Source organism: Weizmannia acidilactici, from assembly GCF_008974225.1.
GTDB lineage: Bacteria > Bacillota > Bacilli > Bacillales > Bacillaceae_C > Weizmannia > Weizmannia acidilactici.
In genome coordinates this window covers 24,742-49,107 of the sequence record NZ_BKZR01000008.1, presented here as the reverse complement: position 1 = coordinate 49,107, position 24,366 = coordinate 24,742, and the positions used below count along the sequence as shown (strand labels likewise).

The 24,366-nt window shown below is 48.2% G+C and carries 22 protein-coding genes, 1 pseudogene and 1 riboswitch; of the genes and pseudogenes, 7 read left to right on the top strand and 16 right to left on the bottom strand.

The window, feature by feature from the left end; genetic code table 11:
- Nucleotides 1-2: 2 nt before the first annotated feature.
- A complete protein-coding gene (locus GBH70_RS04535) occupies nucleotides 3-722 on the top strand; it encodes a LutC/YkgG family protein (protein ID WP_151679920.1) in 720 nt (239 codons plus the stop codon).
- A 763-nt stretch (nucleotides 723-1,485) separates the two neighbouring features.
- Here GBH70_RS04535 and bcaP read toward each other — a convergent pair.
- Complete coding sequence (bcaP, locus tag GBH70_RS04530; RefSeq protein ID WP_151679919.1) at nucleotides 1,486-2,895, bottom strand: branched-chain amino acid transporter BcaP; 1,410 nt, start codon at nucleotides 2,893-2,895, stop codon at nucleotides 1,486-1,488.
- A 1,041-nt stretch (nucleotides 2,896-3,936) separates the two neighbouring features.
- Between bcaP and GBH70_RS04525 the strand changes: the two genes are divergently transcribed.
- Nucleotides 3,937-5,328 carry a tetratricopeptide repeat protein gene (locus GBH70_RS04525; protein ID WP_151679918.1) on the top strand — a complete coding sequence of 464 codons (1,392 nt, stop codon included), beginning with the start codon at nucleotides 3,937-3,939 and terminating at the stop codon, nucleotides 5,326-5,328.
- A 323-nt stretch (nucleotides 5,329-5,651) separates the two neighbouring features.
- Here the strand turns inward: GBH70_RS04525 and GBH70_RS04520 are convergent, their stop codons facing one another.
- From GBH70_RS04520 to GBH70_RS04500, 5 genes are all read right to left on the bottom strand, one after another.
- A complete protein-coding gene (locus GBH70_RS04520; protein ID WP_151679917.1) occupies nucleotides 5,652-6,725 on the bottom strand; it encodes an ABC transporter substrate-binding protein in 1,074 nt (357 codons plus the stop codon).
- Nucleotides 6,722-7,525, bottom strand: coding sequence for an ABC transporter permease (locus GBH70_RS04515; protein WP_151679916.1), 804 nt, complete (start codon nucleotides 7,523-7,525; stop codon nucleotides 6,722-6,724). The genes GBH70_RS04520 and GBH70_RS04515 overlap by 4 nt, the downstream gene beginning before the upstream one ends.
- Before the next feature lie 9 nt (nucleotides 7,526-7,534).
- Nucleotides 7,535-8,326 carry an ABC transporter permease gene (locus GBH70_RS04510; protein ID WP_151679915.1) on the bottom strand — a complete coding sequence of 264 codons (792 nt, stop codon included), beginning with the start codon at nucleotides 8,324-8,326 and terminating at the stop codon, nucleotides 7,535-7,537.
- Nucleotides 8,316-9,422: an ABC transporter ATP-binding protein gene (locus GBH70_RS04505; protein ID WP_151679914.1), complete on the bottom strand. Its 1,107-nt coding sequence runs from the start codon at nucleotides 9,420-9,422 to the stop codon at nucleotides 8,316-8,318. Before GBH70_RS04505 ends, GBH70_RS04510 begins: the two co-directional genes overlap by 11 nt.
- Before the next feature lie 62 nt (nucleotides 9,423-9,484).
- Complete coding sequence (locus GBH70_RS04500) at nucleotides 9,485-10,027, bottom strand: helix-turn-helix domain-containing protein (RefSeq protein ID WP_172967521.1); 543 nt, start codon at nucleotides 10,025-10,027, stop codon at nucleotides 9,485-9,487.
- A 288-nt stretch (nucleotides 10,028-10,315) separates the two neighbouring features.
- A riboswitch (Lysine riboswitch) is annotated at nucleotides 10,316-10,510 on the top strand.
- Between the two features lie 101 nt (nucleotides 10,511-10,611).
- On the opposite strand from GBH70_RS04500, the gene GBH70_RS04495 reads away from it, so the two are divergent.
- Complete coding sequence (locus tag GBH70_RS04495; protein ID WP_172968277.1) at nucleotides 10,612-12,108, top strand: amino acid permease; 1,497 nt, start codon at nucleotides 10,612-10,614, stop codon at nucleotides 12,106-12,108.
- Between the two features lie 316 nt (nucleotides 12,109-12,424).
- Nucleotides 12,425-13,921 carry a peptide MFS transporter gene (locus tag GBH70_RS04490; RefSeq protein ID WP_151679912.1) on the top strand — a complete coding sequence of 499 codons (1,497 nt, stop codon included), beginning with the start codon at nucleotides 12,425-12,427 and terminating at the stop codon, nucleotides 13,919-13,921.
- A 511-nt stretch (nucleotides 13,922-14,432) separates the two neighbouring features.
- On the opposite strand, the gene GBH70_RS04485 is transcribed toward GBH70_RS04490, so the two are convergent.
- From GBH70_RS04485 to GBH70_RS04475, 3 genes are all read right to left on the bottom strand, one after another.
- Nucleotides 14,433-15,788: an amino acid permease gene (locus GBH70_RS04485; RefSeq protein WP_151679911.1), complete on the bottom strand. Its 1,356-nt coding sequence runs from the start codon at nucleotides 15,786-15,788 to the stop codon at nucleotides 14,433-14,435.
- A 433-nt stretch (nucleotides 15,789-16,221) separates the two neighbouring features.
- Nucleotides 16,222-16,788, bottom strand: a complete 567-nt coding sequence (locus GBH70_RS04480; protein WP_151679910.1) for a nitroreductase family protein — start codon at nucleotides 16,786-16,788, stop codon at nucleotides 16,222-16,224.
- An 87-nt stretch (nucleotides 16,789-16,875) separates the two neighbouring features.
- Nucleotides 16,876-17,808: an aldo/keto reductase gene (locus GBH70_RS04475; RefSeq protein ID WP_151679909.1), complete on the bottom strand. Its 933-nt coding sequence runs from the start codon at nucleotides 17,806-17,808 to the stop codon at nucleotides 16,876-16,878.
- Nucleotides 17,809-17,959: 151 nt separating this feature from the next.
- On the opposite strand from GBH70_RS04475, the gene GBH70_RS04470 reads away from it, so the two are divergent.
- Nucleotides 17,960-18,454, top strand: coding sequence for a spore coat protein (locus GBH70_RS04470; RefSeq protein ID WP_151679908.1), 495 nt, complete (start codon nucleotides 17,960-17,962; stop codon nucleotides 18,452-18,454).
- 277 nt (nucleotides 18,455-18,731) lie between these two features.
- Here GBH70_RS04470 and GBH70_RS16645 read toward each other — a convergent pair whose 3' ends face one another.
- From GBH70_RS16645 to GBH70_RS17085, 6 genes and pseudogenes are all read right to left on the bottom strand, one after another.
- Nucleotides 18,732-18,896, bottom strand: a complete 165-nt coding sequence (locus GBH70_RS16645) for a hypothetical protein (RefSeq protein ID WP_172968276.1) — start codon at nucleotides 18,894-18,896, stop codon at nucleotides 18,732-18,734.
- Nucleotides 18,895-19,080, bottom strand: a pseudogene (locus tag GBH70_RS04465) (MFS transporter); the annotation flags it as partial. The gene GBH70_RS16645 and the pseudogene GBH70_RS04465, both read right to left, overlap by 2 nt.
- 97 nt (nucleotides 19,081-19,177) lie before the next feature.
- A complete protein-coding gene (locus GBH70_RS04460; RefSeq protein ID WP_151679907.1) occupies nucleotides 19,178-20,533 on the bottom strand; it encodes a PFL family protein in 1,356 nt (451 codons plus the stop codon).
- Nucleotides 20,534-20,555: 22 nt separating this feature from the next.
- Complete coding sequence (locus GBH70_RS04455; RefSeq protein WP_151679906.1) at nucleotides 20,556-20,825, bottom strand: ACT domain-containing protein; 270 nt, start codon at nucleotides 20,823-20,825, stop codon at nucleotides 20,556-20,558.
- A gap of 252 nt (nucleotides 20,826-21,077) precedes the next feature.
- The gene (locus tag GBH70_RS17090) at nucleotides 21,078-21,290 is read right to left on the bottom strand and encodes a carboxymuconolactone decarboxylase family protein (RefSeq protein ID WP_253693473.1); all 213 of its coding nucleotides are present in this window, start codon (nucleotides 21,288-21,290) and stop codon (nucleotides 21,078-21,080) included.
- A gap of 124 nt (nucleotides 21,291-21,414) precedes the next feature.
- Entirely contained in the window at nucleotides 21,415-21,522 is a 108-nt protein-coding gene (locus GBH70_RS17085) for a carboxymuconolactone decarboxylase family protein (protein WP_253693489.1), read from the bottom strand.
- Nucleotides 21,523-21,719: 197 nt separating this feature from the next.
- On the opposite strand from GBH70_RS17085, the gene GBH70_RS04445 reads away from it, so the two are divergent.
- Nucleotides 21,720-22,889, top strand: coding sequence for a MalY/PatB family protein (locus GBH70_RS04445; protein ID WP_151679905.1), 1,170 nt, complete (start codon nucleotides 21,720-21,722; stop codon nucleotides 22,887-22,889).
- 433 nt (nucleotides 22,890-23,322) lie between these two features.
- On the opposite strand, the gene GBH70_RS04440 is transcribed toward GBH70_RS04445, so the two are convergent.
- Nucleotides 23,323-23,967, bottom strand: a complete 645-nt coding sequence (locus GBH70_RS04440; RefSeq protein WP_151679904.1) for an SDR family oxidoreductase — start codon at nucleotides 23,965-23,967, stop codon at nucleotides 23,323-23,325.
- A 62-nt stretch (nucleotides 23,968-24,029) separates the two neighbouring features.
- Between GBH70_RS04440 and GBH70_RS04435 the strand changes: the two genes are divergently transcribed.
- A complete protein-coding gene (locus tag GBH70_RS04435; RefSeq protein WP_151679903.1) occupies nucleotides 24,030-24,314 on the top strand; it encodes a hypothetical protein in 285 nt (94 codons plus the stop codon).
- Nucleotides 24,315-24,366 lie beyond the last annotated feature (52 nt).

Genomic DNA, 24,366 nt, shown 5'->3' with positions numbered 1-24,366 from the left:
AAATGAACGGAACCATCCAAAATCGGGACGCATTTTTAGCGAACATTGCAGGCAAGCTCGGCAGAAAACCAATGGCTTCAGGTGTAAAACGCCCGGATTACAAGCACAAGCCGCAATATGAAGTGTTGCCGCAGGCCAGCAAAGAAGAACTGCTTGAAGTTTTAAGGCAGCAGTCGCTCAACGTCCACGTCGATTTTTTTGAAACAGATGTAAAGGCTTTGCCGGGAAAACTGAATGAAGTAGTTGAACTGTACGGCGGCGGGCCGGTTTCGCTTTGGGATGATCAGCGGTTCGAAACATTCGGCTTAACCCCGCTGATTCAAGAAGGCTGGCCAAAGATGGGGATGGATGTGCATGTGTGGGACCCGGCCATCGGCGAAAAAAATATCAAACTTTGCGAGAAGGCGAATGTCGGCATTACGTTCAGTGATATTACACTCGCCGAATCGGGCACGGTCGTCCTGTTCAGCAGCAAGGAACGCGGCCGGTCGGTGAGCCTTCTGCCGAAAACGTACATCGCAATTGTGCCGAAAAGTACGATTGTGCCGCGCATGACGCAGGCCGCCATCCAAATCCGTGAGAAAATCAAAAACGGCGAAACGGTTCCGTCTTGCATTAATTTTATTACGGGGCCAAGCAACTCCGCCGATATCGAAATGAACCTCATTGTCGGCGTCCACGGCCCGGTAAAAGCGGCTTATCTTGTGGTGAATGATAGGTGAACACCCCCCCGATTGCAGTGAACGCATTTGCGCAATCGGGGGGTGTTTAATCTGTATTATATTCACCATACTTCATACCAAATGGAAAAAAACTGCAAAAAAAAATCGAGTAGGAGGAGATAACTAACCTCCGTCCTCTCACACCACCGCACGTACGGTTCCGTATACGGCAGTTCCATGAAGTCAGTCGGGTAGTCTCACTGTCCGTTATGCTTTTCTGTCTCTCCTTAAACCACTTTAGTTCTCAGCCCTCTCAATGTCTCCCACGAAATTCACCGTTTCTGTCCACTGAGTAAGTCCATCTTTGGATTATCTGCTTCATTGAACATGGTTCAGTTCAGTCCTTCCAAATGAGGAGCTACCTTATTTGTACGATGACCTCTGCTGACTTCTGATTGTTCATCAATCTATCACTAGACTGGTTACCAACTGAGTCGGCGTTTCAATCACCGGGTAAGACTATTTCCCTCCACCTATCTGCCTCATTTACTCTATATCACCTTTGGCAGTATGGACTTTGCTTTGTCTGGTAAGCTCATCCAGTAATACCTAGCCTTATATGAGGTTCGTGTTCCTCAAGAATCGGAGGTTTGCCGCCCGCTTCCTTCAGATTCCGCATCACTACGGACACCCTTGCGTTAGCTATCGCTACTACTGCCTTCACGATTCGGGACTTTCACCCTATAGCGTGCAGCCATGCCAGGCGCACCAGTAAAACGGACAGCCCACACAGGCTGTCCATTTTTTATTATTGATTTTCTATTCAAGCTGATTTTTTTGTTTCAAGCTGCAGTGCGCTGTGCCTGTAGCCATATGCGAAGTAAACGACCATGCCGATTGCAAACCAGACAACGAAGCGGATCAGCGTTGCCGGCTGGAGCCCCGCAATCAATGTGCCGCAGGCCAGAATCCCCAGGACCGGAACAACCGGAACGAACGGCGTTTTAAACGGGCGTTCAAGATCCGGGCGCTTGTAGCGGAGAACGATCACAGCCGCGCATACGATGACGAACGCAACCAAAGTACCGATATTGGTCAGTTCTGAAACGATATTGATTGGCAGAAAACCTGCAGTCACAGCCGTTACAATCGCAACAAGAATAGTGGAAGTTGCCGGCGTTTTATGTTTTTCACTGACTTTTCCGAAAACTTTAGGTAAAAGCCCGTCGCGTGACATTGCAAATAATACGCGTGTCTGCCCGTACATCATCACAAGCAGTACGGAAGTGATCCCGCAGATCGCCCCGACGGAAACAAGTGCCGCTCCCCAGTGGATGCCGATTTGCTGCAGCGCATAAGCAACAGGGGCAGAAGCAGCTTCCGGTTTGCTGAAAATACTGAATTTTACAACCCCGGTTAAAATGGCAGAAACAACGATATACAGAACCGTACAGATCAACAGCGAATACAAAATTCCGCGCGGCATATCCTTTTGCGGATTGCGCGTTTCTTCCGCGGCTGTCGATACCGCGTCAAATCCGATGTAGGCAAAGAAAATCACTGCGGCACCGGAAATCACGCCTTTGAAACCGAACGGCATGAACGGATGCCAGTTCACCGGTTTGACATGTCCGACTGCCAGTACAATGAACAATAATACAACTGCGACTTTAATGCCGACGATCAGGCCGTTTAAACGCGATGTCTCTTTAACGCCCGAAATCAGGAGCAATGCAATCAAGCCGATGATCAGGATTGCCGGCAGATTTACGATGCCGCCGTCCATCGGTGCAAGCGTCAGTGCTTTTGGCAGGTGGATGCCGATGTTATTCAGCAGGTTTACCGCGTAACCGGACCAGCCGATCGCAACGGTCGCAACCCCAACGCCGTATTCCAGGATCAAATCCCAGCCGATCACCCATGCCCAAAACTCGCCGAGCGCCGCATACCCGTAAGTATAAGCACTTCCCGCTACCGGCACCATTGCCGCAAATTCCGCATAACAAAGAGCGGCAAATGCGCAGGCGAGGCCGGATAAAATAAAGGAAATGACGAGTGCCGGCCCTGAATAGTTCGCCGCAGCCACACCGGTCAAGACGAAAATACCCGTCCCGATAATGGCGCCGATTCCCAGCAATGTAAGGTCCAATGAGCTAAGCGCTTTTTTCAGCCCTTGTTTGCCCTGCGTTTCTTCTACAAGACGAGTGATTGCTTTAGTCTTAAAGATGCTCATGTAGTATCCTCCTAGTAAATTAGTATGATTACATTTTCTATTATACTTTTAACTGAAAATTAATCAATATAAAAATATAATTAAATTATTAAAAATTTAGCATTGTAAGATATTGTTACAACCTGCATTTTATTCCTGCCCATTCACACACTGGAAGGCGGATTTCCCTTGGACCCTTTTGGCCTAATCGTAAAGGTTTCTTGCAAATTGGTGTTATTATTCATCTTTATTTTGTAAACTTTTTTGCAGCCATACGCCCTGATCTTCAGTGTGTCTTCAAAGTATGTGTAAAATATTTCTCGAGGGAAAAATAGGGATCGATCAGCCTGTATACAAGCACTTCATCGGCAATAGGGAATTTGAGCAAGATTTTTAGGTTTTCATATCTTCACCTGGATAAGGGGCAATCCCAAAATCCTTTAAAAGGCTGAGAATACATGATGATCGCTAATTCCTGAGACTCCTGCGGGAAAAGCGAGCAAGAAGAGACCCAGTGTGTTTGAAGGACAAGCGAGGAGGCTCGCGACGCTTGCGGAAAGCGAGTAAATTTCGCGATCATCAAAAAGAGGTGCCCATATTCCCGGTTTAAAGGCTTTTTGGATTGCCCTTATCCAGAGAAGCAAGCAAAGCGCGGTAGCCAAAAGTGTACAAAAAGTGTTCACCGGAGGAACAGCCTACGGGTTAGAAGGTCGGGCAAAAACCTGGGGGCGCAGACTTTTTAAGTAGTCAAAGCTACAGAGTGTTCTCAGCGTTAACCCAAATGATCCTAAGACCATTATCTAGGAACATCACGAAACGCCCAAGTCCCAAATTGATGTTTTCGGGGCTCGCCCCGAAAACATCAAAGATTCACTTGTCAAAGAACAATCATTCAACTGGAAATTGACTCATTTAGTAGGATCGAAACTTATTATACGAGAGTGTCTGGAAATCACTGATTTTTAAACGATGTCGAGAAAAACTTGACACATACGCCTTAAAACCCTGCCACATGTTTTCCCTTTTTATATGTTATAATCAAACTATCGAGGAGGGGATTTTATGGCAGCCCAATTGACCATTATGGACCATAAGCACACCGTTCAGGCGGAGATCGAAAGGATGGCCGTTTTTTTACAGGGAAAAATCGTCGAGGTTTCAGGGGATGACGGCCGGTTGTGGTACCTCTTTTTTTACCGGAACCAGTATTTAAACGCCATGCCGACAACGAAAATCAAAAGAGGCTCTATTTTGGCCCACGCTTTCCGGGACGGCATCGTGTTTAAAGCACCTGATCCGCTGATCCGCATTCTTTTCCAGGCAAACCGCAACTTTAAGAAAATCAGTTTTGACCACCTCACAGGAAAAATTGAGAAATTGTTTACACCCCATGAAACTGCTTTGATTGCCACATTTTTTGAATCATTTGTCCCAAAACGGAAGCTGTTTGAATATATCCAGTCCATTTTTTATGAATACCGCCGCAACGGGCAATTGCTGCAATGCGCCCGCATTCTCCGCATTTTAACGGACTTTGCGCCGAAGCAAAGCTGGGTCAAACAAATTTCCCGCGATTTGAACTTGATTAAATATGAAAAACTGTACCGAACGGTCTCACCAGAACTGATCCAAAAAGACAGCCTCTATGCCGAAAAAATATTGTATAAGGAAATGAATGACGAAGCGTCTTTTCAAAAGCTGGTTAATCTGCTCCGTTCACAAAACCGCTGGCTGGATGAAACCGTATTGTGGATCCGGAAAATGGAACAGGCGCCATCGGATTCCGGTTACTCCGCCCTGCTGGATCTGCTGGACGGGCATTTGGCAGTACAGGATAAAATGGCCGTGCTGGAAAACCTCTATTCCCGCGCACCCCATTACCAACCGCTGCAGGAAGATTTGCTGGAATATTATCTAAAAATGAAACAGCCGGAGAAATTGATCCCAATGGTCCTCGATCCACAAGTGCAGCTTGGCGGGGAACAAGCCGAAAAAATCTGGAAAATGCTCGCATCATGGAATTTGGATGAAGGTGATGTTGACATTGAACCGCTGAACCGGCTTGCCCCGTTCTTTGCCGGGCACCCTGCACAGGCGGAAACATTCCTGGAAAAATGTATAACCCATCTGTTCCGGAACCGGGATACTTCTTATATAAAAGAATGGCTTCTTCCGTTTAAACAGGCGCTTGGAGCTTTGCCGGTAATCCGGAAAGTGGAACAAATGCACGGAATGGCCGACGACCCCGACCGTCAATCGGCACTCGGGGAACTATACTTTGAGTTTGGGCAGTATGAAAAAGCGATTGAATGTTTCAGCTGGGAAATGGAATTAAAGGGGAACGATCCGAATCCGGTCAAATGGCTGTCAAAAATCTACCATGAGCTCGGCATGCACTCCGAATCGAAAGCTTACCGGAATTTGTATATTGATATGGAAAAAAGAAGGGCGTAATGAGGGGCGGTGCCGACTCAAGACAGGATGGTTGGGGGCCGGATTTAATTTGGAAGGTTGCTACATTGGCTGGCTTGAAATGTCTAATTAGGACCCTCTATGAGACATTTCGGTTCCGGCTCCTCCGACTTTTGTCTAATTTGGACCCTCTATTAGACATTTCTACCGCGGTCCTCCTGTCATTTGTCTAATTGGGCTCTTCTTTGAGACATTCCGGCCGCGGATTTCCCGGCTATTGTCTTTTTCCTGTAACCGTCCTCCAGCCCCAGCCGCTCCCGGTACCCCTCTAAAAAAACTGCCCCGCTCTTTGCGGGACAGCTTCTTTATTTTGTATGCATTTTAAACTCCAAAAAGAGCTCGTTGTACCGGGCGAGATTTTTTTTGCCGAGGTTTTTGTATACTTCCAGCTTTTTCGTCATCGCCACGTCCGGGTAGAAGCGCTTATCGCCTGCGATCGATTTCGGCAGGAGCTTGAGCGCCGCTTTGTTCGGCGTCGAGTAGCCGACATACTCAGCATTTTGCGCGGCATTTTCCGGGTCAAGCATAAAATTGATGAACCTGAGGGCACCGTCCACATTTTTCGCTGTTTTCGGAATGACCATATTGTCAAACCAAAGATTCGAGCCTTCGCTTGGCACGACATAGTTCAGTTTTTTGTTTTCCGACATGATCTCTGCCGCATCGCCGGACCATACGACGCCGATCGAAGCTTCCTCGTTTGCCAAAAGCATCTTGATTTCATCGCCGACGATCGCCTTCACATTCGGCATCAGACGATCAAGTTTCGCTTTTGCCTGCTCCAAATGTTTTTCATTTGTATCGTTCAGCGAGTAGTGCAGGCTGTTGAGGCCCATGCCTATCACTTCGCGGGCGCCGTCCACAAGCAGGATCTCATTTTTCAAATCTTTGTCCCACAAATCATTCCAGCTTGTGATTTTTTTGCCGCCCAGCATGCTCGAATTGTACACAATCCCGACCGTGCCCCAGAAGTAAGGAACGGAATACTTATTTCCCGGGTCAAACGATAAATTGAGAAACCGCGGGTCAATATACTTTAAGTTTGGCAATTTAGAATGGTCGAGCGGGATTAAAAGGTGCTCTTTTTTCATTTTCTCTATCATATATTCAGACGGGACCGCAACATCAAACGTCGTGCCGCCCTGAGAAATTTTTGTCATCATCGCTTCGTTGGAATCGAAAGTTTGGTAGATGACTTTGATGCCGGTCTGCTTTTCAAATTTTTTGATCAAAGCCGGGTCGATATAGTCCCCCCAGTTATAAATCGTCAAAGTGTTGCCGCCGGCGTAGCCTTCCGTTTTGTTCAAGCGGACCGTGAGAAACTGCAAGGCAAGCGCGACAACGAGAACCGCGGCGAAAGCGCGCACCAATTGTTTCATTTTCTTACCCCCATTCCGTTTGTGCGGGCCTGACGCTGATTAATCAGGTAGTACCCGATCACAAGGATTATGGAGAAGAAAAAGAGCAGCGTCGACAATGCATTGATTGTCAGCGAAATCCCCTGGCGCGCCCGCGAATAAATTTCAACGGAAAGCGTGGAGTAGCCGTTGCCCGTGACGAAAAAAGTGACGGCAAAATCATCGAGCGAATACGTCAGGGCCATGAAAAAGCCGGCAAAAATCCCCGGTGTAATATACGGGAGAATGACTTTTGACAACACGTCCCACTGGCTTGCCCCGAGGTCGCGCGCCGCATCGATCAAAGTCGGGCTCATTTCCTGCAATTTCGGCAGCACCATCAGCACCACAATCGGGATGCAAAAAGCGATGTGCGAAATCAAAACGGATGTAAACCCAAGCTTGATCCCCGCAATCGTAAACAAAATCAGGAAAGATGCGCCGATAATGACATCCGGGCTGACAATGAGCACATTATTGAAAGACAGCAGCGTGTTTTTCGTCCTTCTTCTTTTCACAAAGCGGATGGCGAGGGCCCCCATCACGCCGATGACGGTCGAAATCGCGGAAGCAAGAAGCGCAATGACAAGCGTATTGATGACAATAATCATCAGCCTTGTATCGTGGAACACTTCTTTATACCATTCCCAGGTGAAGCCGGTAAAATCATGCATATTGCCGGCCTTATTAAATGAATAGTACATTAAGTAGAAAATCGGCGCGTAAAGGACAATAAAGACGAAGATCAGATAAAGGTTTGACAGTTTCCATTTTCTTTTCATGTTCACCCCTCACTTCCGATTTCCTGTCAGGATCATGATGATGACCATCGCAATGATCAAAAAGACGGCAATCGCAGAACCCATACCCCAGTCCTGCGTGACGAGGAAATGCTCTTCAATCGCAGTGCCGAGCGTAATGACGCGGTTTCCGGCAATCAGGCGCGTAATCATAAAGAGCGACAGGGACGGGATAAAAACGGCCTGGCATCCCGATTTGACGCCGTCCAACGTGAGCGGAAATACGACGCGGCGGAAAGTGGTCCATCTCGATGCCCCGAGGTCGCGCGCCGCATCAATAAATACCGGATCCAATTCTTCCAGGGCGTTATAAATCGGCAAAATCATAAACGGAATAAAAATATAGGTTGAAACAAATAAAAAGCTGAAATCGGTAAATAAAATCTGCTTTTGCCCGATGCCGATAAACTCCAAAAATGAATTGGCCGGGCCGAACGTGCCGAAAATGCCGAGGAACGCATATGCTTTTAACAGCAGGTTGATCCATGTCGGCAAAATGATAAGCAACAGCCACAGCTGCTTATGCCGGGATTTTGTCAAAAGATACGCGGTCGGATACGAAATGAGCAGCGTAAAAGCCGTAATTAAAAATGCGTACCAAAAAGAATTCAGCGCCATTTTCAAATAAACGGGCGTGAAAAATTTTTCATAGTTCACAAGTGACAAATGGCCTTCAATATCAAAAAAAGAATAATAGAGAATGAGCAGAATCGGCGCCACAACGAAGAGGACAATCCACAGCACGTACGGGACGAGGTATAAATTCCGCGCGTTAATTTTCATGACCCACCTCTTCGTACGTTTCCAGGCGTTTGTCAAATTCCTCTTCCGTTTCGCCGAATCTCATGACGTGGATCGCTTCCGGGTCGAAATGGAGCCCTACCCACTCCCCAACTTTTGCTTTTTTCGTGGAGTGGACAAGCCACTCATTCCCCTCTTCGTCGTAGCAGCAAATTTCATAATGTACGCCGCGAAACAGCTGCGTATCGACTCGCACTTTCAATTTCCCTTTTTCCGGGCTTGTCATTTCCAAATCTTCCGGGCGGATGACAATTTCAACCGGCTCGTTTTTGTCAAAGCCGCGGTCGACGCACTCAAACTGCCGCCCGTTGAATTCGACAAGACAGTCGCGGATCATCTTGCCCGGGAGGATATTCGATTCGCCGATGAAATCCGCGACAAAGCGGTTGATCGGTTCATCGTAAATATCGGTCGGCGTGCCACTCTGCTGGATTTTTCCATTATTTATGACAAAAATCTCATCACTCATCGCCAGCGCCTCTTCCTGGTCGTGCGTGACAAAAATAAAGGTAATGCCGAGTCGGCGCTGCAGTTCTCGCAGTTCGTACTGCATCTCCGTCCGCAGTTTCAAATCGAGGGCGGAAAGCGGTTCGTCCAGCAAAATCACTTCCGGTTCATTGACGATCGCGCGCGCAATGGCCACGCGCTGCCGCTGCCCGCCCGACATTTCGCTGATTTCCCTGTTTTCATAGCCTTCGAGATTCACAAACTTCAGCGCTTCTTTTACTTTTTGGTCAATGGCGGCCTGCTTCATTTTTTTAATGCGCAGCCCGAATGCGACGTTTTCATACACATTTAAATGCGGAAATAAGGCATAATCCTGGAAAACGGTGTTCACCTGGCGCCGGTCGGCCGGCACATCGTTGACAATTTTTCCGTTAAAGTAAATATTGCCATTTGTCGGCCCTGTAAATCCGGCAATCAGGCGCAGGATCGTCGTTTTCCCGCATCCGGACGGGCCGAGCAAGGTGTAAAATTTTCCGCGTTCAATTTCAAAACTGACATCGTCCAAAACGGCGGGATCGTCATCGTATTGCTTGGTGACATGTTCAAAACGAATGATGATATTGCTGTCCATCGCTGTCCTCCTCTTTGTTTTTACAGATGATTAACGGATACGGGCATCACCAGGCAAAATGCTTACAGGTAAGATTCCGTGGCAACAAGCAGGAGCCTTGACCGCCCGTTTGCACCATTCACGATCTGGTGCTCATCCGACGCATGGTAGTAAATGGCCTCACCCGCTTTTGCACGGTATATGCGTTTGCCAAGCCTCACCATAATCCGGCCTTCCAACACATAAGCAAATGTCTCCGATAAAGAAGGCTCAAATGTTTTAAATTCCCCTTTTTCCTCGAGCGTCAACAAAATCGGTTCCATTTCCTTTTCATTGGATTCCGGCACAAGCCACTGGATTTTGTAGCCGCGCTCTTCATCCGCATAATCGGTCTGGTCGTCTTCCCCGTATACAACTTTCTGCTCGCGCTCTTCCTCATCGAAAAATTCTTTCGGAGTGCAGCCAAGCACTTCCAAAATATTGAAAAATGTGTCGATTGACGGTGAACTCAAATCTCTTTCCAGCTGTGAAATATAACCTTTGCTTAAGTCGGTACGTTCCCCCAGTTCTTCCTGGGTCAGGCCTTTTTTCAACCGTAAATTTTTAATCTTTTTGCCTATTTCCATCATAAAACCTTCCATACTGTTTAACATTTGTAAACTTCTAAACAATAAAGTTTTACAAAAGTAAACTAAAAGTTTACTATCAACTGTATTATACAAAAAAGCACTTAAATGTCCAGCAATTTTTATGTGGGGCTATTTGATAAGCGGATCCCTCACGGACAACGACAATCTTTTAACAGAGCCTTCTCTCCGGCAAAAACAGCCTGGCAATCCTTCCCTATTGATTTTCCGTCAAAAACGAATATAATAAAAATAGTACTTCAATTGAATAAAAATCCTCATCAAATCCGGTGAGGTAGAGGTCGCAGCTTTTATGAGTAAGTTGGGTGAGACACGGGTAAAGTTAAGGACCCCGATTGAAAGGAAAAGCTGCCGAAATGTGGCGGAGGATCCCGGACCGCCATGTTGGGGCTGTTTCCGAACAGGAACAGAACTGTCACATATGCGCTAATCCTCTCGCATATGTGTTGAGCTATCTACGGAAGGTATGATGGAGGGTATATGCGACATGCCGCTGGTCTCCACGACCGCGGCATTTTTGTTTATTCCCTGCTCCTTCCCATCACAAAAAGGAGTGTATCAACATGGATGACATCTATAAAGGGCAAAGCACTGCAGCCGGAACAGGACCGGTTGCCATTCCGAAAACAGGAGAAGTTACGGAGCTGAAACGGAAGTTAAAATCCCGCCACCTGACGATGATTTCGCTCGGCGGATCGATCGGGACGGGGCTGTTTTTGGCAAGCGGCGGCGCGATCCACAGCGCAGGGCCGGGCGGAGCGCTTTTGGCCTATTCGTTAATCGGCGTCATGGTGTTCTTTTTAATGACAAGCCTCGCGGAAATGGCGGCGTATATGCCGGTTGCCGGGACATTCAGCACGTATGCGACAAAATTTGTGGACCCTGCATTGGGATTCGCGCTCGGCTGGAATTACTGGTACAACTGGGCAATTACGATTGCGGCCGAATTGTCGGCGGCCACGATTATTATGAAGTTTTGGTTCCCGCACACGCCTTCCATTGTATGGAGCGCGGCATGCCTTGTCATTATGTTTTTATTAAATTACTTGTCTGTAAAAGGATTTGGGGAAGCGGAATACTGGTTTTCCATCATTAAAGTCGTGACCGTGATCGCTTTTATCGTGGTCGGTGCTTTGATGATTTTCGGCATTATGGGCGGCAAAGCGATCGGCTTCCACAACTTCACTGTCGCAGACGGCCCGATCCACGGAGGATTTTTGGCCGTGCTCGGCATCTTTATGGCAGCCGGCTTCTCTTTCCAGGGAACGGAGCTGCTCGGAGTTGCGGCCGGCGAGAGCGTGGAACCGAAGAAAACGATTCCGCATGCGGTGAAATCCGTGTTTTGGAGAATCTTGCTCTTCTATATTTTGGCGATTTTTGTCATCGGCCTGTTGATCCCGTTTACGGATTCGAAATTAACGGCCGACGACATTACGATGAGTCCGTTTACGATTGTGTTCCAGCGCGCCGGGGTTGCGTTTGCGGCGTCGGTCATGAATGCGATTATTTTAACCGCCGTGCTATCCGCCGGAAACTCCGGCATGTATGCTTCAACGCGGATGCTTTGGGATTTGGCACGTGACGGAAAAGCGCCGAAATTCCTCGCGAAGCTGAATAAACGCGGCGTCCCGGTAAATGCTTTGATTGTCACTTCCCTTGTCGGCACGCTGGCATTTCTCGCTTCCTTTTTCGGCGACGGGGCAGTGTACAACTGGCTGCTGAACGCATCCGGCATGTCCGGTTTTATCGCATGGCTCGGCATTGCCATCAGCCATTACCGTTTCCGCCGCGCTTATGTCGCGCAAGGAAAGGATTTAAATGATCTTCCTTACCGTTCGAAATGGTTCCCGTTCGGCCCGATTTTCGCGTTTACCGTTTGTGCGCTTGTCATTCTCGGCCAAAATTATTCCGCATTTTTAGGTAGCCACATTGACTGGAAGAGCGTGCTTGTCTCTTACATCGGACTTCCGATCTTTATCGCTGTGTGGCTCGGCTATAAATTTGCGAAGAAAACAAAAATGGTTTCGTTGCAGGAATGCGATTTGAGAAGAGAACAATAATGTTGGTAAAAACCCGCGGGAAGGTACCGCGGGTTTTTTTGCGGAGCAACCCGGACCTACATATTATAAAAATCAGAAGGTTATCATTTTATATAATAATAGAAAATTATTTTTTAAAATTAGAGGAAAAACCGTTGTCTCATGCGGTTTTTCCTCTGAATTTATTATTTTAAAATATAATTTTGGAAATAAATTTATCTTTATTTTTTTTTAGTTTTACGCTAATATTTATTCTATCGTGTTCATTCCGTTCATATTCCAGCACTTATTTTTCAGTCAATTCCAACAATTTATATTTCAATAAGGAGGCAATTGAATGTCAGCAATCATAGATAGGAAAAAAATCCTGGAGACTGTGCCCCAGACAGGATTTTTCGGTCATCCGAAGGGATTGTCGACACTCTTCTTTACAGAGTTTTGGGAAAGATTTTCATACTACGGTATGAAAGGGATCCTCATTTATTACATGTACGACCGCCTGAAAAACGGCGGATTGGGCCTGGACCCTACGACCGCCGCATCCATCGCATCCATTTACGGTGCGCTCGTCTACATGTCGGGGATTATCGGCGGCTGGGTCTCTGACCGCCTGCTCGGTTCCGTGAAAACTGTTTTTTACGGCGGGGTGCTCATTATGCTCGGGCACATCGCACTGGCCATTCCGGCGGGGTTCCCGGCACTCATCGTTTCGATGGTGCTGATCGTGCTCGGCACCGGGTTATTGAAGCCGAACGCCGCTTCAACCGTCGGGGAATTATACGATGAGAAAGACTTGCGCCGCGACTCGGGATTCAGCATTTACTATATGGCTGTCAATTTAGGTGCGTTCCTTGCGCCGTTAATTGTCGGAACTGTCGGCCAAAAATACAATTACCATCTCGGTTTCAGCATCGCAGCTGTCGGTATGTTTTTAGGCCTCGTCGCTTTTTCGACAACGCGGAAAAAATATCTCGGCCTGGCGGGTTCTGTTGTACACAATCCGCTGACGCCGGATGAGAAAAAATCCACCTTTATGAAAATCGGATTGGGCACCATAGGTTTGATCATTATTTTGGCTGCCACGATTCCTACCGGGATATTAAACCTGGACCGCTTTATCACATTGGTCAGCATTTTAGGTTTCTTGATCCCGGCATGGTATTTCGTCATGATGTATTTCAGCAAAAAATCAACACGGGATGAACGTTCGCGCCTGTTGGCTTATATTCCACTGTTTATCGCGTCCATTGTGTTCTGGGCGATTGAAGAACAAGGTGCGAGTCTGCTTGCCGTTTATGCGGACAAGCGGACACAGCTCGATTTCGGCGGCTTCCATATCCTGCCGTCCTGGTTCCAAACCTTGAACCCGCTGTTTATTGTTGTGTTTGCGCCGGTTCTTGCTTCATTGTGGATGAAACTGGGCGACAGGCAGCCGTCGACGCCGGTTAAGTTTTCATTCGGATTGATTTTTGCAGGGCTTTCCTTTATTGTGATGATGGCGCCGGCTTACTTTAACGGATCCCACACCCTTGTGAATCCGTTATGGCTTGTGCTGAGCTACTTCCTCGTTGTCATCGGGGAACTTTGCCTGTCGCCGGTCGGTTTGAGCGTATCGACGAAACTCGCCCCTGCCGCATTCTCGGCGCAAATGCTCAGCCTCTGGAACTTGTCGGATGCAGCGGCGCAAACGCTGAACGCGCAGCTTGTCAAAATGTATGACGCCAACCACGAAGTCATGTACTTCGGCGTTGTCGGCCTCATATCGGCTGTATTGGGCGTTTTCCTTCTGCTCTATACACCGGTCATCAAACGGCTGATGAGAGGCGTAAAATAAAAATCATCATTGAAAAAGGCCGAGGTGGTTATGCCCCGGCCTTTTTTCTGTTTTGGCCGGCCCGGGGGCACCTTTTTAAATTAAGATTGGAAAACAGGCGGCCAATCTCCTCTTCGTTTTTCCGGAATCGGCGGAAACCGCTGGAATATCGGCGGCCTTGTTCTTGAAATCGGCGGAGAGGTCAAAAATATCGGCGAAAAGATGCAAAAAATCGACGAAAGGAAGAAAACTAAGGGAAGTAGGACGTACCCATATTTGAAAAAACTTAAAAAACGGCGGTCAAATCTAAAACTCTGCCCGTCCCATTCCAACCGAAGGAAGAATCGGCGGAAACTCCGGAGAAATCAGCGGACTTAACCAATAAATCAGCGGTAAGATCAAAAATATCGGCGGGAAAATCAAGATATCGGCGCAGGGTAGAAACGCTGCCTCTTTTAAAAATGGCATCTCATTTTGATACCAAAAAAACCCGTTTGGAAAAACCATTTTCCAACGGGTTTTTTAAAAGCTTTTACTTTTTCCGCATCAGCCCATAGGCGATGGCGAGAAGAATGAACCATACTGGCGTGACAAACAAAGCGACGCGCGTATCTTCCGCAAAACCGAGAACGACTAGGACAAAAACAAAAAAGGCAAGCACAATCCAGTTGATCAATGGCGCGAGCGGCATTTTAAACGTGATTTTTGCCGCTTCTTCCGGCATATATTTCCGGAAACGCAGATGGGCAATCAAAATGACGCCCCATACCCATATAAAACAGATTGTCGCGATACTCGTCACAAGCGTAAATACTTTGTCAGGCAATAAATAGTTGAGCAGAACCCCGACGAGCAGGACAGCTGTCGAACCGAGCAGGGCGGGCGCAGGCACGTTGCGGTTGTTCAGCCGCTTAAACATTTTCGGTGCCTTCCCCTCATCCGCCAAGGTGTACAGCATGCGGCTTGTGCTGAATATGCCGCTGTTGCATGAAGAGGCAGCCGAAGTCAAAACGACAAAATTGATAATGCCTGCTGCAGCCGGTACGCCGATATCAGCAAACACTTTGACGAACGGGCTCGCATTCGGATTGACGCGATCCCAGGGATAAATCGACATAATTACGAAAAGTGCCCCGACATAAAACAGCAAAATCCGCAGTGGAATTTGGTTAATGGCCCGCGGCAGCGTTTTCGACGGATCTTCCGCTTCCCCGGCCGTCACGCCGACCAGTTCAATCCCGACGAAAGAAAATACAGCCATTTCAAATGCGAGCAGGAAGCCCCTCGATCCGTTCGGGAAAAAGCCGCCGTGCTGCCACAAGTTGGCAAATGAAGCATGTGTTCCGTTGCTTTTAAATCCGGCGAGCACAAGCACAATCCCGATTATAATCAACGCAATAATTGTAACGACTTTAATGATGGCAAACCAAAATTCAATCTCGCCGAACGCTTTTACGGTTGCGATATTGATGAGAAAGAGCACAGCGACGCAAACTAGGGCCGAGACCCACTGCGGCACATGGGGCGCCCAAAATTTTACATACACACCGACCGCTGTAATTTCGGCAATGCCGGTCACAATCCAGCAAAACCAATATGTCCAGCCAGTAATAAAACCTGCCCACGGGCCGATAAACGTTTCGGCAAAGTGCGTGAATGAGCCTGTAGTCGGCTTGTACATCAATAATTCACCGAGCGCCCGCATCATAAAGAAAAGGGCCACGCCAATAATGAGATAAACAAGCATAATAGACGGCCCGGCAAAATGGATCGAGTTCCCCGAACCGAGAAACAGTCCTGTCCCGATGGCGCCCCCGATCGCAATTAATTGAATGTGGCGGTTTTTCAGCCCGCGTTCCAATGCTTGTTCATTTGAGGTTTCTCCCATACCGATCAACTCCTTTATATGTACACCATTGTGTCCCATCTGAAAAAAAATGCCGACTTCATGATTATAACATAACGAACGGCAATCCCCTTTGCCCGCCATTGCGGCGAATGCGCTTTCTGAAAGGATGCAAAAATTCAGCGATTTTCCAGCCTTCTTTTTAGAATACACAAAAAATTTGGCAAACAAAACTTTTGTTTTTTCTTTCGCGGCAGACAGCAAAAATTTGCCGAGTGTCCGCCCTCGCTTCAGGCAACCAACTGCCCGTCTACCCCCGGGCCGTCTTTTATTCGTGTGCCGGCCGCCCTGTTTGAACCTGCTCCAGTTTTGTCCGGCAACATCCAGCGGCCGCTTGCCCCCGTGTTTGAACCCGAAGTTTTTAATGCGGCAAATAAACAAAAAACCGGCCTTGGGCGGGAGCCGGCATAGAGGTTTAGTCAAACCACTTTGTTTTTTCTTCTGCAGGTGTACGTTGCGCTTTGATATCCATTTCTTTTTTCGGATAGCCGACATATACGAGCCCGGCAACTTTATCTGCCGGTTCAAGGGCAAGATATTCTTTCAATTCCGGTTCGTGAGCGATCTCGCCGGTTCTGACGATGGTCGCCAAACCCAGTTCGGTTGCTGTGAGCAGCAGGTTTTGGATCGCGCAGCCGGTTGCGACAATTTCTTCAATTTCCGGCACTTTTCCGGACGGGCTGACGGCAACCGCAATGACAACCGGCGCCCGCAGCGGCCCTTTCCGCGCTTTTTCTATCTTTTTCGCCACTTCTTCTTCGCTTAAGCCTTCCGTTTTCGACGCTGTGATGCGCGCCATTTCTTCACCGAGTTTTACGCGGCCTTCGCCTTTAAACACGCGGAATTTCCACGGTTCCGTTTTTTTATGGTTCGGCGCCCACGTGGCCGCTTCGAGCAATGTTTTAACCACTTCATCGGGCACATCTTTTTCAGCCGTAACCCCGATGGAACGGCGTGATTTGATCAGATCCATAACGCCCATTGTTCCCAACTCCTTTAACGTTTCTAATTTTAAGTATATGCCAGGAAAATGAAGCCATCAACGGTAAACTACTTTTTCACCGTGAAATCATTTGAAAATCTCGCTGATGTTTTGGACATCTTCCGCCGTGAGATCAACTTCCAATGTTTTCAGATTGTCTACCACCTGCTCCGGCCTTTTTGCACCCGGAATGACCGCGTCAATGGAATCTTGCGCGAGATACCAGGCAAGCACGACATGGGCAACGTCCGCACCTTTTTCTTCGGCAATCGCGCGGAGCTTGTCGACTTTTTCCAAATTGCGGATAAACGTTTCGCCCTGGTACAACGGATTTTTCGCACGGCTGCCTTCAAATTTTGTATCTTTCGTGTATTTGCCGGCCAGAATGCCCGAAGCAAGCGGGAAATACGGGATAAACGAGATGCCGTTTTCAGCGGTATACGGGAGCAAATCTTTTTCCGCCTGGCGTTTCAATAAATTGTACTCGGATTGCAGCACATCGACATAGCCATCTTTGTTCGCTTCTTTCAATTGCCCGATCGTAAAGTTGGACACGCCGATTGCACGGATTTTCCCTTGGTCTTTCAGTTCTTTCAAGGCGCCGACCGCTTCATCTTTCGGCGTATTTTCGTCCGGAAAATGGATATAAAACAAATCAATGTAATCAGTTTGCAGGCGTTTCAGGCTGCTTTCCACCGCGGCTTTTAAAAATGCCGGTGAGTTATCGAACACGACTTTTCCGTGCACGAATTTATGCGCGCCTTTAGTGGCGAGCACAACTTGATCGCGGCAGCCTTTTTCCTTAAGCACTTCACCGATCAATTCTTCCGACCGCTCCGGACCGTAAATAAATGCGGTGTCAAGGAAGTTGATGCCGTGGTCGATCGCGGTGCGCACCACTTCTTTCCCGGTTTCATCGTTCAGATTTGGATGGATGTTATGGCCGCCGACCGCGTTTGTGCCAAGCCCGATCGGATTGACGTACAAGTCTGTTTTGCCGAGCCTTGTTTGTTTTTCCATTTTTCACTCCGCCTTTCATGTCATTTTCATCCATATCATAGCAAATCACGGGGAAATGTAAAAATATTTCGGCTTCTGGTAATACAGGCACATGCTGTGGCTTTGCGAATACAAATGGGTTAGTGTGAGGAGTAAAAGGAGGGATCCGCCAATGCCGAAAACATTGGCCTGGCATGAAACATTGGAAATTCACGAGCTGGTTGCATCGCAAACGATTTGCCTGATCCAGTGCAAATCTTCTTTGAACAATGTGACGGATGATAGGCTCCGCGAACTGTATACTTTTTCTGTGCAGGCGCTGGAGAAAAATATCCGGGATTTGCTGCAATTTTATCCGCAGGCGCCGCGCGAAGAGGAAATGTTGGAAGATGAAGAGCGGCAGACCGGCACGGGGTTCCAGGCCGGCGAGCTGCTGAGCGCTTCGAAATCTGCGGTTAGAAATTATGCGATTGCGATTACGGAAACCGCAACGCCGGCTTTGCGAAATGTGCTCATCCGCCATTTAAACAGCGCGATCGACTGGCATGCGCGCGTATTCAACTATATGCATGAACATGGCATGTACCAGGCCTACAACTTAAGCCAGTTGCTGAACAACGATGTCCGGAACGCCAACCGGGCGCTGCAAATGCGGGAAGAGGAATAATAGGGCGTTTTGGCAAGCTGTGTGGACGGCTTGCTCGTTTTTTATTACTTTCTAAAAAATAGGGCTGTCCCAAAAGCCGGTAGATTGACCAGAGGGCACCCCTTATTTCAAGGTAATGTTATCTGTGGTTCTGAGAAGCTTACTCAGCACCGTTTGAGAAAAAATCCCCCGTGGATATGGTTCACAGAAGCCTTATCAGGACCGTTGAGAAAAATTTCTGCTTAAGAGGGACTTTTGGGACAGCCCCGTGTTTCTCCTTTTCCAAAAAACTTTTTTGTCATTTATAAAGGTTGCTAATTACTTCCTTTAACCCGCTCCCAATAGCTGTAAAAGTAATTTCAAGGAGACGGATGCCCGCCCGAAGAAGCTGTTCACCGTTTTCTATTGCATCTGCTGCAGTTTTCCCACGCAGCACTGCAATAAAACGGTTTTCATAGATCAATCGACATCCATAAAACAGTGACAGGGTTTCCCAAAATTAAGAAAGTGTTCGCGCGGGAACGTTCTTCTTTTAAAAACCAGTTGCTTAAAAAGACAAGCATGGCCGGCATTACAGCAGATTCCACCACGCCAAGGAAAAACCGGATCGAATACAGCCACGTAACATCGTGTACCAGTCCGGTTGAAGCAAGCCTCTTCGTTTCGGCACAGGTCAGCATGATTCTTGTTCAAGAGATTCATAAACCAAAAAAGAGAGCCCTTTTCCAAGAGCTCTCCTTTAAATCAGTTTTTAAACGAGTGGATCGGTGCCGGAATTCTGCCGCCGCGGGCGATGAATTCCGCCGATGAGCAGGAATGAACGCCCATGACCGGCGCATGGCCGAGCAGGCCGCCGAATTCGACGCGGTCACCGACGTTTGTGCCCGGTGCTGGAATGATCCGGACCGCTGTCGTTTTATTGTTGATGACACCAATTGCAGCTTCGTCTGCGATCATCGCCGAAATCGTTTCGGCCGGAACGTCGCCCGGGATTGCGATCATATCGAGCCCAACCGAGCAGATCGCAGTCATCGCTTCAAGTTTCTCGAGATTCAAAGCGCCGCGGTTAACCGCATCGATCATGCCGGCGTCTTCGGAAACCGGGATGAACGCACCGCTAAGCCCGCCGACATGGCCGCACGCCATGACGCCGCCTTTTTTCACGGCATCGTTCAATAACGCGAGCGCCGCCGTAGTCCCGTGCGTACCGACCGATTCAAGGCCCATTTCTTCCAAAATATGCGCAACGGAATCGCCGACAGCCGGGGTCGGGGCAAGCGACAAGTCCACAATGCCGAACGGGACGCCGAGCCGTTTCGACGCTTCCATGCCGACGAGCTGGCCCATGCGCGTAATTTTAAACGCTGTTTTCTTCACCGTTTCCGCCACGACATCAAACGGCTTCCCTTTTACTTTTTCGAGGGCGCGCTTCACGACACCCGGGCCACTCACGCCGACGTTGATCGCAACATCTGCCTCGCCGACCCCGTGGAAAGCGCCGGCCATGAACGGATTGTCTTCCACCGCATTCGCAAACACCACTAGTTTCGCGCAGCCGAGCCCCTGCGAATCCGCGGTCAGTTCAGCCGTTCTTTTAATGATCTTGCCCATGTCGCGGACCGCGTCCATATTAATGCCCGAACGTGTCGAGCCGACATTGACCGATGCGCAGACGCGTTCCGTTTCGGCCAGAGCCTCGGGGATCGAATCGATCAAAATTTTATCGCCTTTATGGTAACCTTTTTGCACCAGTGCCGAGAATCCGCCGATAAAATTGACGCCGACTTTTTTCGCCGCCGCATCGAGCGTTTTGGCAAAAGCGACATAATCTTTTTCATCCGTTGCACCGGCAATCAGCGAAATCGGCGTGACCGAAATGCGTTTATTGATAATCGGGATCCCGTATTCCGACTCTATATCTTCCCCAACCTGGACAAGATTTTCAGCCAATGTCGTAATTTTATCGTAAATGTTCCGGCGCGCTTTTTCCCCGTCCGCGTCGATGCAGTCGAGGAGCGAAATGCCCATCGTAATCGTGCGGATATCGAGTTTTTCTTCTTCAATCATGCGGATCGTTTCAAGTATTTGCTTTGTTTCCATTGTTTGTGTCATCCCTCACTTTTTACAGGCTGTGCATCGATTGGAAAATTTCTTCGCGCTGGATTTTGATCTGTACCTGCAATGCTTCTCCTTTTTTCGCAAGGGCTTTTTTAATTTCGTCAAAACTTGCTTGCGCATTCGACAAATCCAGCATCATCATCATCGTAAAATAGCCGCTCATGATTGTTTGGCTGACATCGAGAATATTGATTTTCATCTCCGCCAGCTGCGTGCTCACACCGGCAATGATGCCGATGTTGTCTTTGCCGATTACCGTCAAAATTGCTCTCATTTTGTCCACTCCTGTTTTGTAAAAAAATTCATACTATCAATATCACAAATTTTCGCTGTCTTGTCTATGTAGATTTTTGGAATTTAACCGGATTTTTATTTTTCTCAGGCGAATTTCAAATGCCCGCAAAAAAGCGGTGGACTTATGCCATTGGCAGCCGCTCACCGCTTTTTATACATCAATCATATTGGCGATATGCATGCAGGCTCCGCCAGCTGCCAGCGCGCCAGCAATGAGGATTGTCTCTGCCAGCTATTCTTCTGTTGCGCCCGATTTTTGCGCCGCTTTGGCGTGAGCGTCAATGCAGTAAAGGCACTCTGAGCAACGGCAATCCGTACTTTTACGAGCGGGCAGTTTGTCGGCTTTCATGGTTGTGCTGTTGACGGAATGGTACGCTTCGAATCCGTCTTTTGCAAAGCGGTTCATGTTTGCGAGTTTCTTTGTATTCGATTTTTTATAGATCATATCATCGACATCTTCAATGAGGGCAAGCTGCATATGGACACTGTGGGCAACCGCGCCCCCACTTCAAGTGCCGCAGCATCAAAAGCCGCTTCCGCCAATTCTTCCAAGCCCACGCCTGCCGCTTTCACTTTTTTCGTATGGATATCGTGCAGTACGGGCACTCTGTCGCATGGGCCACGGCCACTGCGAGGATTTCTTTTTCCCTGCTTGAAACGGCTCCGTCTTTGAACACCACGGCATTGAACCGGCCGAACTCTTCCGCCTGTTTCTGCGCGAGATCTTTTCATTTTGACAGATGGTAGAGCTGCTTTTCCATACAAGCATATTGGGATACTTGTCTTTCATTATATCCCTGCCATTCAAAAATGAGTATTCATCCTCCTCCGTATGGTAAAATGAAAAGAAATCAAATTTCAGGATGGTGATCAAATGGCTGTGTTTGACTTTGATACTGTCATCAATAGAGAAAATACTGCTTCCGTCAAGTGGGAGCAGGTGAAACAGGTTTTCGGTCAGGAAGATGTGCTGCCGATGTGGGTGGCCGATATGGATTTCAATCCGCCGCATGAGGTGGCAGAAGCAATTAAAAAAAGGATTGAGCACGAAATCCTCGGTTATACGTTCATCCCGGATTCCACCGGGGAAGCCATTCAGGCATGGCTGAAAAAACGGCACAACTGGGAAATCCATCCGGCATGGATTGCGTACTGTACCGGCATTGTTCCTGCGATCAGCACGGCGATCCAGGCGTTTACCGAACCGGGCGACAAAGTGCTGCTGCAATCCCCTGTGTACCATCCGTTTTTCCGTATGGTTGAAAAAAACGGGCGCGTGGTCGCTAACGCGCAGCTCAAGCTCGTTGATAACTGCTTCGAAATTGGTTGGGAGCAGTTTGAAACGCGCCTGAAAGAGGGGGCAAAACTGTTTTTGAGCTGCAACCCGCACAATCCGGGCGGGCGCGTCTGGACGAAAGAAGAGCTCGCCAAAATGGCCGATCTTTGCGCACAGTATAACTGCCTGTTTTTATCCGATGAAATCCACTCCGATCTTGTGTACCCGCCGCATGTACATACGCCGGTCGCTGCGCTGGGAGAAACATACCGGGACATGACGATCACTTGCGTGGCGCCGACAAAAACATTCAACCTGGCCGGGCTAAAAGCTTCCGCTGTGATCATTCCGAATCCGGAGCTGCGTAAAAAATTCAAAGATGTCCAGGCGGTGAACGGCACATCGGCCCTAAATACGTTCGGGATTGTCGGCATGGAAGCGGCTTATCGATACGGTGGCGAATGGCTCGATGCCCTGCTCGTTTATTTAAAGGAAAACATCGATACAGCAGCGCGGTTTATCGCGGAACGCCTGCCGCAGATCAAAGTGATGGAAACGGAAGGGACTTATTTGATGTGGCTGGACTGCCGCGCATTCGGGCTGAGCGAGGATGAATTGAAGGATCGCCTCTGGAAAAAAGCCAAACTCGGCGTTGAGATTGGCAGAAAATTCGGCCCCGGCGGAGAAGGGTTTGTGCGAATCAATATCGCCTGCCCGCGTGAAACGCTGATGGAAGGATTGTCCAGGCTGGAAAAAGCTTTTGCATGAGGAAAAAAGGGGCATTCCAAAATCCAGTTCACAGGCTTTTGGAATGCCCGGATTTAAAGACCTCTTTATGGCTGAAATTCCGGCAAAATTTTCTTTAAAGCAACACTAGACTAATTAGAGCAAAAATGATTGAAAACGGGCTTAAAGTCCGCATCAGAACCACTTTCAGGGGGAAATTTTGATGAAACGGTCCTGACAAAGCTTCTCAGAACCGTTTCATCGGGGAATTTTTGCTCTAACGGTCGTAACAAAACTTCTAAGGATCATTTTCACGGAGAAATTTCCCTCTAACGATCCTGAGAGAGATTCTAACAACCGTTTCGAGACGAATATTTTCCTCTAATGGGCCTAGAAGGGGGTGCTGAATACCTTTTTCAAGCAAAAGGGCCTTTGGAAAAGCACCTTTTGCCGCAGTCGAAATGCCCGGCTCTTTTTATATGCTTTTTAACTCTGCTTCAATCGGTGTGTCCCCGGAAACAAGGTCGAATGCTTTCCGGTATGTGTTCGGTTCATCGAGGCTTGCCAAAATCGTTCGCGCCACGTCTTCGCGCGGGATCGTACCGCGTTTTAAATTTTCTGATGCCTCGACTTTTCCGGTGCCCGGTTCATTCAGCAAACCACCCGGCCGGATGATCGTGTAATCCAACTTGCTCGCCTGCAGCACGCGGTCCGCATAATGTTTCGCCACATAATACGGCTTGATTGCTTCATTCCAGTTTTCGCGGTGATGCGCCTGCAGTGCACTCACGATGATGAAGCGGTCAATTCCTGTCTGTTCCGCTGCTTCCATCGTTTTGACGGCGCCGTCCAAATCGACAAGCAGCGTTTTGTCCGCTCCGGTATGCCCGCCCGATCCGGCAGTGAACACGACCGCATCGCAGCCGGTAGCCGCTTCTGCAATTTCATCCACTGTCCCTTCAAGATCCGCCAAAATGGTTTCCACACCTTTTTGTTGGAAAAACTCAACCTGTTCTTCTTTCCGCACCATGGCGCGCGGCGTATGCTTTCCGCTCTTTTGCAGCAGATCAACAAGGATTTTCCCGATCTGCCCGTTTGCACCGACGACAAGTACTTTCATCGGCTACCCATCTCCTTTCGTTTTTTTCCATTATTTCAAATGAAAAACGAAGAAGCAAATGATTGGGCATGCTTCGCGAAGCAGTCAGGGATTTTTATCGAGTTTCGCTGGTTTCCGAGCAGGTTCCATTGACCTTTCCTTTCTCCTTGGAAAAAGGAGACTCGCATTTAAAACGCACAGCTGATTTTTTCATCCTTTCCGCCGATTTTTCCGATGTTTCCGCTGATTTTTTAATCCCACCCGCTGATTATGGAAGCTTTTTCGCCGATTATGCTCCAAGAAGGCTGTGTTATGTTAACTCTATTGGTCAACGAATGCCTTTTTCGAGGTTCCACCCTCTTGAATGACTCTTTTTGTACCGATTAAAAACGCACAGCTGATTTTTCTTTTCACTTTGTA

Bases quoted from the DNA above. Each gene is read 5' to 3' on its own strand.
- GBH70_RS04495 (WP_172968277.1), top strand. From the start codon at position 10,612: ATGGATGACATCTATAAAGGGCAAAGCACTGCAGCCGGAACAGGACCG.
- GBH70_RS04505 (WP_151679914.1), bottom strand. From the start codon at position 9,422: ATGGACAGCAATATCATCATTCGTTTTGAACATGTCACCAAGCAATAC.
- GBH70_RS04520 (WP_151679917.1), bottom strand. From the start codon at position 6,725: ATGAAACAATTGGTGCGCGCTTTCGCCGCGGTTCTCGTTGTCGCGCTT.
- GBH70_RS04460 (WP_151679907.1), bottom strand. From the start codon at position 20,533: ATGGAAACAAAGCAAATACTTGAAACGATCCGCATGATTGAAGAAGAA.
- GBH70_RS04445 (WP_151679905.1), top strand. From the start codon at position 21,720: ATGGCTGTGTTTGACTTTGATACTGTCATCAATAGAGAAAATACTGCT.
- GBH70_RS04475 (WP_151679909.1), bottom strand. From the start codon at position 17,808: ATGGAAAAACAAACAAGGCTCGGCAAAACAGACTTGTACGTCAATCCG.
- GBH70_RS17090 (WP_253693473.1), bottom strand. From the start codon at position 21,290: ATGATCTATAAAAAATCGAATACAAAGAAACTCGCAAACATGAACCGC.
- GBH70_RS04440 (WP_151679904.1), bottom strand. From the start codon at position 23,967: ATGAAAGTACTTGTCGTCGGTGCAAACGGGCAGATCGGGAAAATCCTT.
- GBH70_RS04455 (WP_151679906.1), bottom strand. From the start codon at position 20,825: ATGAGAGCAATTTTGACGGTAATCGGCAAAGACAACATCGGCATCATT.
- GBH70_RS04470 (WP_151679908.1), top strand. From the start codon at position 17,960: ATGCCGAAAACATTGGCCTGGCATGAAACATTGGAAATTCACGAGCTG.
- GBH70_RS04490 (WP_151679912.1), top strand. From the start codon at position 12,425: ATGTCAGCAATCATAGATAGGAAAAAAATCCTGGAGACTGTGCCCCAG.
- GBH70_RS04510 (WP_151679915.1), bottom strand. From the start codon at position 8,326: ATGAAAATTAACGCGCGGAATTTATACCTCGTCCCGTACGTGCTGTGG.
- GBH70_RS04535 (WP_151679920.1), top strand. From the start codon at position 3: ATGAACGGAACCATCCAAAATCGGGACGCATTTTTAGCGAACATTGCA.
- GBH70_RS04500 (WP_172967521.1), bottom strand. From the start codon at position 10,027: ATGGAAATAGGCAAAAAGATTAAAAATTTACGGTTGAAAAAAGGCCTG.
- bcaP (WP_151679919.1), bottom strand. From the start codon at position 2,895: ATGAGCATCTTTAAGACTAAAGCAATCACTCGTCTTGTAGAAGAAACG.
- GBH70_RS04515 (WP_151679916.1), bottom strand. From the start codon at position 7,525: ATGAAAAGAAAATGGAAACTGTCAAACCTTTATCTGATCTTCGTCTTT.
- GBH70_RS04480 (WP_151679910.1), bottom strand. From the start codon at position 16,788: ATGGGCGTTATGGATCTGATCAAATCACGCCGTTCCATCGGGGTTACG.
- GBH70_RS04485 (WP_151679911.1), bottom strand. From the start codon at position 15,788: ATGGGAGAAACCTCAAATGAACAAGCATTGGAACGCGGGCTGAAAAAC.
- GBH70_RS04525 (WP_151679918.1), top strand. From the start codon at position 3,937: ATGGCAGCCCAATTGACCATTATGGACCATAAGCACACCGTTCAGGCG.